The organism is Paraburkholderia sp. PREW-6R, assembly GCF_039621805.1.
Classification (GTDB): Bacteria; Pseudomonadota; Gammaproteobacteria; order Burkholderiales; family Burkholderiaceae; genus Paraburkholderia.
In genome coordinates, this window is the sequence record NZ_CP155073.1 from 2,078,820 (window position 1) to 2,092,735 (window position 13,916).

Genomic DNA, 13,916 nt, shown 5'->3' on the forward strand with positions numbered 1-13,916 from the left:
TAGATAGACCGCAATTCAGGAGCGTAAACATGACCCTGCTGACCCCCGAGCAATTCGCCGCAGCCCAGAAAGCTAACTTTGACACCCTGTTCAGCCTGACCACCAAGGCATTCGAAGGCGTCGAAAAGCTGGTCGAGTTGAATCTGCAAGTCGTCAAGTCGACGCTCGCGGAGAGCCAGGAAAATGCCCAACGCGCGCTGTCAGTGAAAGACGCGCAGGAATTGCTGGCGCTGCAAGCAAGCCTCGCCCAGCCGGTGGCTGAAAAGGCGCTGTCGTATGGCCGTCACGTGTATGAAATCGTCTCGGCCACGCAAGGCGAATTCACCCGCGTCGCTGAAGCTCAATTCGAAGAGCAGAACCGCAAGGTGCAGTCGCTCGTAGAAAACGTTGCGAGAAACGCTCCTGCTGGTTCGGAAACGGCCGTCGCCGTCATGAAGTCGGCAATCACCGCTGCGAACACCACGTACGAAACGGTTCACAAGGCAACAAAGCAAGCTGTTGAAATCGCTGAAAGCAACTTCAACGCAGCTGCAACGGCTGCTTCGAAGGCTGCATCGCAAGCCGCCGCACAGGCTTCGCGCACAGCGAAGAAGGCCACGGTCTGAGTTTGACGCAGTATCGCAACACCGCCTGACCGCAGTAGTGCAGTACAAAAACGCCGGCCCAGCGCAATGCTCGGCTGGCGTTTCCGTAAGCAACAGCGTCGTGCCGTTGCCGCTCACACGGTTTCAATTGGCCGAACGCTCCGATACGTCGAAAAAACGTATCGTTTGCCCGGCGACACGGCCGGGATTTTTTTGCCCAGGTCACGCATGGGAACCGGCTGTTCGCTCGAAGCACTGATCCGGCAGGCAACGCCCTGCTCTTGCTGAAACAACAAAAACGGCGCGTCCCGCAAGGGGGCGCGCCGTTTTGTCCTGTTGCGCCGCTAAAGAGACGCGGCGCATCCATCCCGCGTTATTTCTTTCTTTGCGGCGGCAAATCGGTGCAGACGCCTTCATACAGTTCGGCGGCCATCCCGATCGATTCACCGAGCGTGGGATGCGGATGGATCGTCTTGCCGATATCCGTTGCGTCCGCACCCATCTCAATAGCGAGACAGACTTCGCTGATCAGGTCGCCGGCGTTCAGACCCACGATCCCGCCGCCGATCACGCGATGCGTCTCTTCGTCGAACAGCAGCTTCGTGAAGCCTTCGTCGCGTCCATTGGCAATTGCACGGCCCGAGGCAGCCCACGGAAACACCGCTTTGCCGTATTTGATGCCCGCGGCCTTCAGCTGGTCTTCCGTCTTGCCGGCCCATGCCACTTCCGGATCGGTGTAAGCGACCGACGGAATCTGCAGCGCGTCGAAGTACGCCTTCTCGCCATGCGCCGCTTCCGCTGCAACGTGGCCCTCGTGCACGGCTTTGTGCGCAAGCATCGGCTGACCGACGATATCGCCGATCGCAAAAATATGCGGCACATTCGTGCGCATCTGCTTGTCGACGTCGATAAAACCGCGATCCGTCACGGTCACGCCGGCTTTGTCCGCCCCGATCCTCTTGCCATTCGGCGTACGGCCGACCGCCACCAGCACGAGATCGTAACGTTGCGCTTCGGCTGGCGCCTTTTCGCCTTCGAACGACACGTAGATGCCGTCGTCTTTCGCTTCAGCCGCCGTGGTCTTCGTCTTCAGCATCACGTTGGCAAAACGCTTGCTGTTGTACTTCTCCCAGACCTTGACGAGATCACGGTCCGCGCCGGCCATCAGACCGTCCAGCATTTCGACCACGTCGATCTTCGCGCCGAGCGTCGCGTACACCGTCGCCATTTCGAGGCCGATGATGCCGCCGCCGATCACGAGCATGCGCTGCGGAATCTGACGCAGTTCGAGCGCGCCGGTCGAGTCGACCACACGCGGGTCTTCCGGAATGAACGGCAGCTTCACCGCTTCCGAGCCGGCGGCGATGATTGCCTGCTTGAACCTGACGACTTTCTTGCCGCCCTCGGTCTGTACTTCCATGTGATTCGGGTCGACGAACGCGCCGGTGCCCGTGACCACGTCGACCTTGCGCATTTTGGCCATGCCGGCGAGGCCGCCGGTGAGCTTCTTGACGACGCTCGACTTGAAGTCGCGCAGCTTGTCCAGATCGATCTGCGGCTTCGCGAACGTGATGCCATGCGCACCGAGCGCTTCCGCTTCGTCGATCACGAGCGCGGTATGCAGTAGCGCTTTCGACGGAATACATCCCACGTTCAGACATACGCCGCCGAGCGTCGCATAACGTTCGACGAGCACCGTCTTCATGCCGAGGTCGGCGGAACGGAACGCGGCGGAATAACCACCGGGACCGGAACCGAGCACGAGCATGTCGCACTCGAGGTCGGCGTTGCCGGAGAAGCTTCCCGCTTGCGCCGCAGGAGCGGCGGCTTTCGGCGCGGCCGCCTGAGTGGCCTCGGGTGCCCGGGTTTGAGCTTCGGCTTGAGCCGGCGCTTTGCCGGTTTCCCCGGCAGGCGCCTTCGGTGCGTCCTTGGCAGGCGCTGCATCCGCCGACGTTTCAACGAGTGCGATCACCGTGCCTTGCGAGACTTTGTCGCCAGCTTTGACGCGCACTTCCTTAACCGTGCCGGCGGTATCGCTCGGCACTTCGATGGAAGCCTTGTCGGACTCGAGCGTCATGAGTGCCTGTTCGGTCTCGATGACATCGCCCGGTTTGATATTGACTTCGATGACATCGACGTCCTTGAAGTCGCCGATATCCGGCACTTTCACTTCGACGAGACTCATTAGTGTCCCCTTCTCTTATTGACCGTGATGATGGAAAACCCGTGCAATGCGGCCCGGAAGCGGGCGGCGGCCTGAACAGAATCGTCCTTTGCCTTCTGCCCGGAAAGCGCGTTCCACTGCCTGCTTTTCCCTAGAAAACAAAAAGAGCAGGCAATGCCCTGTACAGGGGCGACGCGATAGACCGACAAGGAATCAGGTTCTACCGGCAGACGCGGATCACAGAAGACCCGCGCCCCGCTCAACCATCACCACATCAAAGAATCACACGCCGGAAATCGGCAAGAAGCGCCCCAAGGTACGCATTGAAGCGCGCAGCTTCTGCCCCGTCGATCACACGGTGATCGTACGAGAGCGACAGCGGCAGCATGAGACGGGGCACGAACTGCTTGCCATCCCACACAGGCTTCATGGCACCACGCGACAGACCCAGAATGGCGACTTCAGGCGCATTGATAATCGGCGTGAAGTTCGTTCCGCCAATGCCGCCAAGCGACGAAATCGAGAAGCAGCCGCCCTGCATCTGGTCCGGCTTGAGCTTGCCTTCACGCGCGGCTTTCGACAGATCCGTCATCTCTTTCGCGATCTCGACGAGACCCTTCTTGTCCGCATCGCGAATCACCGGCACGACGAGACCGTTCGGCGTATCGGCAGCAAAACCCACGTGGTAATACTGCTTGAACACGAGGTTATCGCCATCGAGGCTCGCGTTGAACGTCGGGAATTTCTTCAAGGCCGACACGACCGCCTTGATCACGAACGCCAGCATCGTGATCTTGACGCCGGCTTTTTCGTTTTCCTTGTTCAGTTGCACGCGCAACGCTTCGAGTTCGGTGATATCCGCTTCGTCGTTATTCGTGACGTGCGGGATCATCACCCAGTTGCGATGCAGATTCGCGCCGGAAATCTTCTTGATGCGCGACAGCGGCTTCGGATCGATCGGACCGAACTTCGTGAAGTCGACCTTCGGCCACGGCAGCAGATTCAATCCGCCGCCCGCCGCCGGTGCGCCAGCCGCAGCCGCAGCGCCGGCCGGCGCCGCGCGCTGGCCGGTCATCACGCCTTTGATGAATGCGGTGACGTCGGCCTGCGTGATGCGGCCTTTCGGACCCGTGCCCTGCACCTGGGTCACGTCGACACCCAGCTCACGCGCGAATTTGCGCACCGACGGCGAAGCGTGGCTCGCCTGACGACCGCCTTCGCCTGCTGGAATCACCGGAGCCTGGGCGAGCGCCGACGGCTGCGCCGGGGCCGGCGACGGCACGGCCGGCGCATCCGACGGCTTCTCGGCCGGCGCCTTGCCTGCCGCGGGAGCGGGAGCCGGGGCCGGCGCAGCCGCGCCACCTTCGACTTCGACGATCACGATTACCGAGCCTTCCGACACGGTATCGCCCACCTTCACCTTCACTTCCTTGACGACGCCGGCGGCCGAGCTCGGCACGTCCATCGTGGCCTTGTCGGATTCGAGCGTGACGAGCGACTGCTCCTTCTCGACGCGATCGCCGACCTTCACCGACACTTCGATGACGGGAATGTCCTTGTAGTCGCCGATGTCCGGCACCTTGACTTCCTGCGTGCCGCCGCCGGCGGCAGCCGGCGTGGGTGCGGGCGCAGCCGCCGGTGCCGGAGCGGGCGTTGCAGCCGGGGCCGGAGCGGGAGCAGGAGCGGCGGCCGGCGTGGCCGCAGGGGCCGGAGCGGGCGCAGCCGCGCCGCCTTCAGCGCCATCCAGCACGACGATCAGCGAACCTTCCGACACGTTGTCGCCAACCTTGACCTTCACTTCCTTGACGACGCCGGCGGCCGAGCTCGGCACGTCCATCGTCGCCTTATCGGACTCCAGCGTAACGAGCGATTGCTCTTTTTCGACGGTATCACCCGCCTTCACCAGCACCTCGATCACAGGAATGTCCTTGTAATCGCCGATGTCCGGCACCTTGACTTCGATCGCTTGACTCATTGTTAGTGTCTCCTGGGCCGCGCACGCCGCCTGCCCCTACACGTAGGGGCAGGCGCGCACGCCATGGCACACGGGGAATGATGCCTTAGACGGTCATCGGGTTGGGTTTGGCGGGATCAAGGTTGTACTTGCTGAGCGCCTCGGCGACCACCTTGCGTTCGATCGTGCCTTCGTCTGCGAGCGCGTTCAGCGCCGCAACCGTGACCCAGTAGCGGTCGACTTCGAAGAAGTGACGCAGCTTTTCGCGCGTGTCCGAACGGCCATAGCCGTCCGTGCCCAGCACGACGAACTTCTGCGGCACGAACGCGCGAATCTGCTCGGTCAGCGCGCGCACGTAGTCGGTCGAAGCGATGACCGGACCCTGCGCGTCCTTCAGCAGTTTCTCGACGTGCGAGACTTTCTTTTCTTCCGTCGGGTGCAGCAGGTTCCAGCGCTGCACTTCGTGGCCTTCGCGAGCCAGTTCGGTGAAGCTCGGCACGCTCCAGAGGTCGGCGGCGACGCCCCAGTCGTTCTTCAACAGGTCGGCGGCGGCGATCACTTCGTTGAAGATCGTGCCCGCGCCCATCAGCTGAACACGCGGCGCCTTCTTGTCCGCGTCGGCCTTGCGGAACGAGTACATGCCCTTGATGATGTCCGACGCCACGGAGTCGCCCTGCGGGATCGCCGGGTGCTCGTAGTTCTCGTTCATCACCGTGATGTAGTAGTACACGTCCTCCTGATCCGCGACCATGCGGCGCAGGCCGTCCTGCATGATGACCGCGAGTTCGTAACCGAACGTCGGGTCGTAGCTGATGCAGTTCGGCACCGAAGCGGCCCACAGCAGCGAGTGACCGTCTTCGTGCTGCAGACCTTCGCCGTTCAGCGTGGTGCGCCCGGCCGTGCCGCCCAGCAGGAAGCCGCGCGAACGCATGTCGCCCGCGGCCCATGCGAGGTCGCCGATGCGCTGGAAGCCGAACATCGAGTAGAAAATGTAGAACGGGATCATGATCTCGCCGTGCGTCGAGTACGACGTCGCGGCCGCGATCCAGTCACACATCCCACCGGCTTCGTTGATGCCTTCCTGCAGGATCTGGCCGCTTTCCGACTCGCGGTAGAACATCAGCTGATCCGAATCTTCCGGCACGTACTTCTGGCCATCCTGGTTCCAGATGCCGATCTGGCGGAAAAGACCTTCCATACCGAACGTACGCGACTCGTCCGGCACGATCGGCACGACCCGCTTGCCGAGCGCCTTGTCCTTCAGCAGGATGTTCAGGATCCGCACGAACGCCATGGTCGTGGAAATCTCGCGGCCTTCGCCCGTGCCCTTGAGCAGCGGTTCGAACGCGGACAGGTCCGGCACCGGCAGCGATTCAGCCTTCTGGCGACGCGCCGGCAGATAGCCGCCGAGTTCCTGACGGCGGGCACGCATGTACTCCAGTTCCTTCGAACCTTCTTCGAACTTGAGGTACGGCACGTTGACGAGGTCTTCGTCGGAGATCGGCAGGCGGAACTGGTCGCGGAATTTCTTCAGCTGGTCCACATGCAGTTTCTTCTGCTGGTGCGTGATGTTCATCGCCTGGCCGGCTTCGCCCATGCCGTAGCCCTTGATCGTCTTCGCAAGGATGACGGTCGGCTGGCCCTGCGAATTCGATGCTTCCTGGAATGCCGCGTAGATCTTGTGCGGATCATGGCCGCCGCGATTCAGATTCCAGATGTCCTCGTCGGACCATTCAGCGACGAGCGCCTTCAGCTCCGGCGTGTTGAAGAAGTGTTCCCGAACATATGCGCCCGACTCCGACTTGTACGTCTGGTATTCGCCGTCGACCACTTCCATCATGCGGCGCATCAGCGCGCCCGACTTGTCGCGCTGGAACAGCGCATCCCAGCGGCTGCCCCAGATGACCTTGATCACGTTCCAGCCGGCACCGCGGAATTCGCTTTCCAGTTCCTGAATGATCTTGCCGTTGCCGCGCACCGGACCGTCCAGGCGCTGCAGATTGCAGTTGATCACGAACACGAGGTTATCGAGCCGTTCGCGGCCGGCCATGCCGATCGCGCCGAGCGATTCCGGCTCGTCCGTTTCGCCGTCGCCGAGGAAAGCCCAGACCTTGCGGCCTTCGGTCTTCGCAATGCCGCGCGCCTGCAGGTACTTCATGAAGCGCGCCTGATAGATCGCCATGATCGGGCCGAGGCCCATCGAGACGGTCGGGAATTGCCAGAAGTCCGGCATCAGCCACGGGTGCGGATACGACGAGATGCCCTCGCCGCCCACTTCCTGACGGAAGTTGTCGAGCTGGTTTTCGGTCAGACGGCCGAGCAGGAACGCGCGCGAGTACACACCGGGCGACGAATGGCCCTGCACGAACACGAGGTCGCCGCCATGTTCAGCGGACGGCGCATGCCAGAAATGGTTGTAGCCGACGTCATACAGCGTGGCCGCTGACGCGAACGACGCAATGTGGCCGCCGACGTTGGTGTCCTTGCCGGCGCGCAGCACCATGGCAATCGCGTTCCAGCGGGTGTACGAGCGGATCTTGTGTTCGAGGTCCTGGTCGCCGGGAATCTTCGCCTGACGCGTGACCGGGATCGTATTGATGTACGGAGTGTTTGCCGAGAACGGCAGGTGTTCGCCGTGCACGCGGGCGAACTCGATCTGTTTCTCGATCAGGTAGTGAGCGCGGTCAGGGCCCACAGCAGAAATCACGCCATCCAGCGCTTCCAGCCATTCACCGGTTTCCTGGGGATCGTCGTCTTTCTCAGCGGCGACATATTTCATGACTTCGTCGGGTACAGCGGACATGCTCGTCTCCTGGAATTAGAGGAACGCTCTTTGAACAGACGACGCGGACGAAGCACGGCCGCGGCAGCTTCGGCCGATTGTAATAAGGGTCCCGACGTCCGTGCAACAAAATTTTCGAATGACGAGATTGATTCTCACAATACGAAAAATTGCTGCAGCGCAACCTGAATTGACTGCCAATTGACGGTTACGCTGGCTAGTTTGCGCCGATTAATAGTGCTTTCCGCGCTTTTTTGCGTCATTTGACGGTGGCATGCTGCGCTACAATGCCACGCATGTTGACCGAACGGCTTTTCGCACGCTCGGCGCGCACCGCCGGGTCTCCGGCGGATTCGACGCCGTCCTCCCGCTGGCACCACGGACCGTGGTGGTCGAACTCCTATTTGCTCACGCCGCTGTTGTCGATCCTCGTTTTCCTCGTGGTGATGAGCCTGATTTTGTGGAGCCTGAACCGGCGCGAACAGCAGCAACAGGAAGACACGCTTTACCGCAACGTCGCGTGGGCGCAGCAGCAGATCCGCCTGTCCATGACCGGTGCGCAGGAACAGATCCAGGCGCTAGCACGCGACCTCGTCGCCGGCCACGCGGACCCGCATTCGTTCCAGGTGTCCACCACGGACATCATGCAGGGGCATCCGGAAATCCTCTATATGAACTGGTACACCAGCGCGCAGCAGCCGCGCTGGCCCAGTACCGCGCTGCCCGTGTTCGGCCAGCGCCTTGCCAAACCCAACGACGCGCAGATGGACGAAGCGGTCAAGGCCGCCTTTGCCGAAGCGCGCAGCACGCGCCGCCAGGTGTATTCGCCTCTCATTTATGACGACGTCGGCAACGGCTACATCACGCTGCAGACGCCGGTCTACCGGGACCGTGATTTTCTCGGCACGATCGCGGCCGTGTTCTCGGTGGAAGGCATTCTCAAGCATGACATTCCGCCCGAGCTGTCGGCCAAGTACAAGATCTCGATCATCGACGTGAACAATCGCGAGTTGACCACCACGTCAACCCGCCCGCGGCTGCCGCGCGACATGTTCTACGACCTGCCGCTCGACCCGCCGGGCCAGGGCGTCTCGGTGCGCGTCTACGCGTATCCGCAGATGACCAACTTCACCAATAACACGCTCGTCTGGCTGGTCGCGGGTCTGTCGTGCTTCGTGCTGTGGAGTTTGTGGAGCCTGTGGAAGCACACGCGCCAGCGCTTCGAAGCGCAACAGGCGCTGTATGCCGAAGCGTTCTTCCGCCGCGCAATGGAAAACTCCGTGCTGATCGGCATGCGCGTGCTCGATATGCACGGCCGCATTACCCACGTCAATCCGGCTTTTTGCCGCATGACAGGCTGGGACGAAAGCGATCTGGTCGGCAAGAACGCGCCGTTCGCTTACTGGCCGCGCGACGCTTATCCGGAAATGCAACGCCAGCTCGACATGACGTTGCGCGGCAAGGCGCCCTCTTCGGGTTTCGAGTTGCGCGTGCAACGCAAAGACGGCTCGTCGTTCCATGCGCGCCTCTATGTGTCGCCGCTGATCGACAGCTCGGGCCGCCAGACCGGCTGGATGTCGTCGATGACGGACATCACCGAACCGAAGCGCGCGCGCGAGGAACTCGCCGCCGCTCACGAGCGCTTCACCACCGTGCTCGAAAGCCTTGACGCAGCCGTGTCCGTGCTCGCTGCCGACGAAGCCGAACTGCTGTTCGCGAACCGCTATTACCGGCACCTGTTCGGCATCCGGCCGGACGGCCACCTGGAATTGGCGGGCGGCGGGTTCGATAGCGCACAGGCGTCGTCCGATTCGATCGATATGGTGGATACCTATGCCGGCTTGCCGGCAGCCGCCTTGACCGAAAGTACCGCCGACGCGCAGGAAGTGTACGTGCAGAGCATTCAGAAATGGTTCGAAGTGCGCCGCCAGTACATTCAGTGGGTGGACGGCCACCTTGCGCAGATGCAGATCGCCACCGACATCACCACGCGCAAGCAGGCGCAGGAGCTCTCGCGCCAGCAGGACGAGAAGCTGCAATTCACGAGCCGTCTCATGACGATGGGCGAGATGGCCTCGTCGCTCGCGCACGAACTGAACCAGCCGCTCGCCGCGATCAACAACTATTGCTCCGGCACGGTCGCGCTCGTCAAATCCGGTCGGACGACGCCGGACAACCTGCTGCCCGTGCTCGAAAAAACCGCGCAGCAGGCGGTGCGGGCCGGCATGATCATCAAACGGATTCGCGAGTTCGTGAAGCGTAGCGAGCCCAAGCGGCAAGCCACGCGCGTCGCCGATATCGTCGCCGACGCGGTGGGTCTTGCCGAGATCGAGGCGCGCAAGCGGCGCATTCGTATCGTCACGGATCTCCGCTCGCGGTTGCCGGTGATCTATGTCGACCCGGTGCTGATCGAGCAGGTGCTGGTGAACCTGCTGAAAAACGCCGCCGAAGCAATGGCCGAGGCGCGGCCGAACGCGGTGGATCCGGTGATCCGCGTGGTCGTGCGTCTGGAAAGCGGCTTTGTGTGCATCAGCGTCGTCGACCAGGGGCCGGGCGTCGATGAAGCCACCGCCGAGCGTCTGTTCGAACCGTTTTACAGCACCAAGTCCGATGGCATGGGCATGGGGCTGAACATTTGCCGTTCGATTATCGAATCGCACCGCGGCCGTCTGTGGGTGGTCAATAACGTCGAATCAGACGGCCACATCACAGGGGCCACGTTCCATTGCAGTCTGCCCATTGGAGAGCCTGACGGCCCGAGCAACGGCGGGTCCGAGGCGCCGACACCACAAACCGTTACGGGAGAGCTATGAACAGCCCAGTCACCACACAGGAAACTGTCTTTGTCGTCGACGACGACGAGGCCGTGCGAGATTCGCTGCGCTGGCTGCTGGAGGCGAACGGCTACCGCGTGCAATGCTTCTCCAGCGCCGAGCAGTTCATCGACGCATGGCAGCCGCATACGCATCCCGGCCAGATCGCATGCCTGATTCTCGACGTGCGGATGTCCGGCATGAGCGGGCTTGAATTGCAGGAGCGCCTGATCGCCGACAATGCGTCGCTGCCGATCATTTTCGTGACAGGTCATGGCGACGTGCCGATGGCCGTCTCCACGATGAAAAAAGGCGCGATGGATTTCATCGAAAAGCCGTTCGACGAAGCCGAGTTGCGCAAGCTGGTGGAGCGCATGCTGGACAAGGCGCGCAGCGAGAGCACAAGCGTGCAGCAGCAACGTGCCGCCGCGGAGCGCCTGGGCAAGCTGACCGCGCGCGAGCATCAGGTACTGGAGCGCATCATTGCCGGCCGCCTGAACAAGCAGATCGCCGACGACCTCGGTATCAGTATCAAGACGGTCGAAGCGCACCGCGCCAACATCATGGAAAAACTCAACGTGAATACGGTCGCCGATCTCTTGCGACTGGCGCTGTCGAACAAGCCGCAACAACCGGCGCAGTAAAACGGCGGCGGCCGGCGCGCCGCCTTCGTCACCCTCTCCCGCTCGCTCACGCTCGCGGATCAATGGCCGGACTGGCGACAGGTCCGGCCTGCTTTTCTGGCCTGCTTCTCCGGCCTGCCGCCTCTCCATATCTCTTCCATCTTTTCCCGCGTAAGCGTCATGGGTCGCATCCGCGCCGGCTCGTTGCCGTCCTCCGTGGTTTGATCCACTCACTCGGCTGTTTTGCAAAGCAACAAACGTTGTGCTCTCCATAACTTCAGGTGGGCATTCAGTCTGCATCACTCAGCACCTGCTTCACTGAACCGCAAATCAGTCTTTCCTAAGACTTGATTGACAAGCCTGGTCGCGCCGCATAATTTATGAAGAACTCCTTAACGGCTTTCTCCGATGCGCACCCTATGCGGGAACAATAACGCCCCCCGCGTGGGGCTCGTCATCGTCGCGTCACGGAAAGCCGATGCGGCAGCACGCAGGCCGCCAGCCGGCGCTTACCGTGGGCGCGTCCGCTGTTGCGCCGAACCTCGCGCCGTCGCTGCAAGCCGTTGCCTACGCAGTCGCAAACCGGGCGTCGGGGTCGCGCCCTCACCCATCGTCCTCACCGCACGGTGACGCACCAGCGTTGCTTGCGCCGCGCATGGCGTCCCGCTGTCAACATAACGGAGAATCTCATCGTGAAACGATCTGGAGCACACCGCTCGCGTGTGTTGCTTGTTTGCGCCGCCATGACGGGTGCGCCGCCCGTCGGCATCGTGAGCGCCGTTGGCTTGAGTAGTCTCGCCGGGCTGCTCGCGCCGCTCGCCGCGCAGGCGCAAAGCGGGGTGAAGATGTCGAGCCAGCAACTCGACTCGCTGAGCGCACCCATCGCGCTATATCCCGACGCGCTGCTTGCGCAGGTGCTGATGGCGTCCACCTTCCCGCAGGACGTGCAGGCCGCTGCGGCGTGGTCAAAGGCAAACCCGAAGCTGCAAGGCGACGCCGCAGTCAAGGCCGTGGCGTCGGAGCCGTGGGACCCGAGCGTGCAATCGCTCGTCGCGTTTCCGCAGGTGCTTGCCACCATGGCGTCGAAACCAGACTGGGTGTCTCAACTCGGCAACGCCTTTCTCGCCCAGCCAAACGACGTCATGGACTCCGTGCAACGCCTGCGCAAGCAGGCCCAATCGGCCGGCAATCTGAAAACGAACACGCAGCAGAAAGTCGTCGTCGAGCAGAGCACGATTCAGATCGTGCCGGCCAATCCGCAAGTGGTGTACGTGCCCACCTATAACCCGACCGTGGTGTATGGCGCGTGGCCCTATCCCGCTTATCCGCCGGTTTATGTACCGCCGCCGCCCGGCTATGCAATCGCAACGGGTTTCGCCACGGGCCTCGCATTCGGCGCGGGTGTAGCGGTCGCCAATTCGCTGTGGGGCGGTTTCAACTGGAATACCCACGACGTCAATATCAACGTGAACCGGTACAACAGCATTAACGTGAACAACCGGTTGGACGTGAACAGCAACACGACGAGCTGGAATCGCAACGCCAATGTGAACCGGAACGTCAACAACGCGAATTTCAGCCGTACCGGCACCAGCACTATCAACGCTTCGCAACGCGACGCGTACCGGGGCCGCGACGACGCCCGCGCGCAGGCCCAGCAAACGTTGCAGAACCGCACGGGGCAGAATCTGAGCGGCAATGCGAGCCAGCGGGTACAAGGGATTCACCAGGGCGGCACGGCCAACGGCAACTTGCAGAACCGCGCGCAGAACGTCAATCGCGATAATGCGTTGCGCGGCGCGGGCGACGGCAATGCCGCGCGTCAGGACATGCAGCGCGGCGAGGCGAGCCGTCAGGCGCTCGGCAGCGGCGGCGCAGGTCAGCCACGCGCGAGCGGAGCCGGCGGGTTGGGCTCGAACGGCGGCGGCCAGCCACGCCCGGGCGGCGGGTTCGGAGCAAACGGCGGCGGTTTCGAGCGCGGCGGCGGCAGGCTGGGTGGCGGCGGCGCAGGCGAGCGTCACTTCGGCCGCAACCGTTGAACGAACCACAGGAGTCTCACATGATCCGCTCATTCTCATGGCGCACAGTGCGCGTTCACGTGTTGCCGGTCGTTGCCGCACTCGGCGCGGCGGCTTTGCTGACCGGCGCCGGCGGCGCCTACGCCCAGGCCGTCTATCCGAGTGCGGACGACGCCGCCCAGGCGCTCGTCGACGCGCTTGCCAGCAACGACGAACCGGCGCTCAGACACGTGCTGGGCAGCGATTACCACCGCTTCATTCCGGCCGATGACGTCGGCGAGGACGACGTCTATCAGTTCCTCGGCGCGTGGTCGAAGGGGCATCAGATCGTGCCGGATCCGCAATCGGGCAAGGGCCCGTCGCGCGCTCACCTGGTGGTGGGCGACAGCGGCTGGACGTTGCCGATCCCGCTCGTGCGCGCGCCGCACGGCTGGCGCTTCGACCCGCCGGGCGCCCAGAGCGAAATGCTCACGCGTCGCCTTGGCCGCAACGAACGCGCGGCCATTCTGACCGCCCTCGCCTACACGGACGCGCAGAACGATTATCACAATCTGACCCAGCACTATGCGCAGCGCTTTGTCAGCACGCCCGGCCAGCATGACGGCCTGTACTGGGATAGCGCGCCCGGCGAGCCCGAAAGTCCACTCGGGCCGCTCGCCGCCACCATGCCGAACGGCACGTTGCCCAAAGAGGCCTACCACGGCTACCACTACCGCATTCTGACGTCGCAAGGTCCGCACGCAAAAGGCGGCGAAAAGAGCTATGTGCACAATGGCGTGATGGACGCGGGTTTCGGCCTGATCGCCTCGCCCGCCGACTACGGCAGGACCGGCGTCATGAGCTTTATCGTCAATCAGGAGGGTCAGGTGTATCAGAAAAACCTCGGTCCACGCACGGCAAGCGTGGCGGCTGGCGTGCGCTCGTTCGACCCGGATCCGAGCTGGCAGGCCACCCAGCCGTAGGCGCGTGCCATCGGCG

At 62.8% G+C, this 13,916-nt stretch carries 8 protein-coding genes; 5 read left to right on the top strand and 3 right to left on the bottom strand.

Annotated elements, in window-relative coordinates; translation table 11 throughout:
- The first annotated feature begins 29 nt into the window (after nt 1-29).
- Nucleotides 30-605 (top strand): phasin family protein, encoded by a 576-nt coding sequence (locus tag AAGS40_RS09000; RefSeq protein ID WP_345810936.1) that lies wholly within the window; start codon nt 30-32, stop codon nt 603-605.
- 352 nt (nt 606-957) lie between these two features.
- Here AAGS40_RS09000 and lpdA read toward each other — a convergent pair whose 3' ends face one another.
- The 3 genes from lpdA to aceE all read right to left on the bottom strand — a co-directional run bounded on the left by lpdA (nt 958) and on the right by aceE (nt 7,505).
- Complete coding sequence (gene lpdA / locus AAGS40_RS09005; protein ID WP_345810937.1) at nt 958-2,769, bottom strand: dihydrolipoyl dehydrogenase; 1,812 nt, start codon at nt 2,767-2,769, stop codon at nt 958-960.
- 253 nt (nt 2,770-3,022) lie between these two features.
- A complete protein-coding gene (aceF, locus tag AAGS40_RS09010; protein ID WP_345810938.1) occupies nt 3,023-4,723 on the bottom strand; it encodes a dihydrolipoyllysine-residue acetyltransferase in 1,701 nt (566 codons plus the stop codon).
- A gap of 85 nt (nt 4,724-4,808) precedes the next feature.
- Nucleotides 4,809-7,505, bottom strand: coding sequence for a pyruvate dehydrogenase (acetyl-transferring), homodimeric type (aceE, locus tag AAGS40_RS09015; protein ID WP_345810939.1), 2,697 nt, complete (start codon nt 7,503-7,505; stop codon nt 4,809-4,811).
- 275 nt (nt 7,506-7,780) lie between these two features.
- Here aceE and fixL point away from each other — a divergent pair, with 275 nt between their 5' ends.
- The 4 genes from fixL to AAGS40_RS09035 all read left to right on the top strand — a co-directional run bounded on the left by fixL (nt 7,781) and on the right by AAGS40_RS09035 (nt 13,900).
- Nucleotides 7,781-10,297, top strand: coding sequence for an oxygen sensor histidine kinase FixL (fixL, locus tag AAGS40_RS09020; RefSeq protein WP_345814335.1), 2,517 nt, complete (start codon nt 7,781-7,783; stop codon nt 10,295-10,297).
- Nucleotides 10,294-10,941, top strand: coding sequence for an oxygen response regulator transcription factor FixJ (gene fixJ, locus AAGS40_RS09025; RefSeq protein WP_137958937.1), 648 nt, complete (start codon nt 10,294-10,296; stop codon nt 10,939-10,941). Before fixL ends, fixJ begins: the two co-directional genes overlap by 4 nt.
- Nucleotides 10,942-11,612: 671 nt before the next feature.
- Complete coding sequence (locus AAGS40_RS09030; protein WP_345810940.1) at nt 11,613-12,959, top strand: DUF3300 domain-containing protein; 1,347 nt, start codon at nt 11,613-11,615, stop codon at nt 12,957-12,959.
- A 20-nt stretch (nt 12,960-12,979) separates the two neighbouring features.
- Complete coding sequence (locus AAGS40_RS09035; RefSeq protein WP_345810941.1) at nt 12,980-13,900, top strand: DUF2950 domain-containing protein; 921 nt, start codon at nt 12,980-12,982, stop codon at nt 13,898-13,900.
- Nucleotides 13,901-13,916 lie beyond the last annotated feature (16 nt).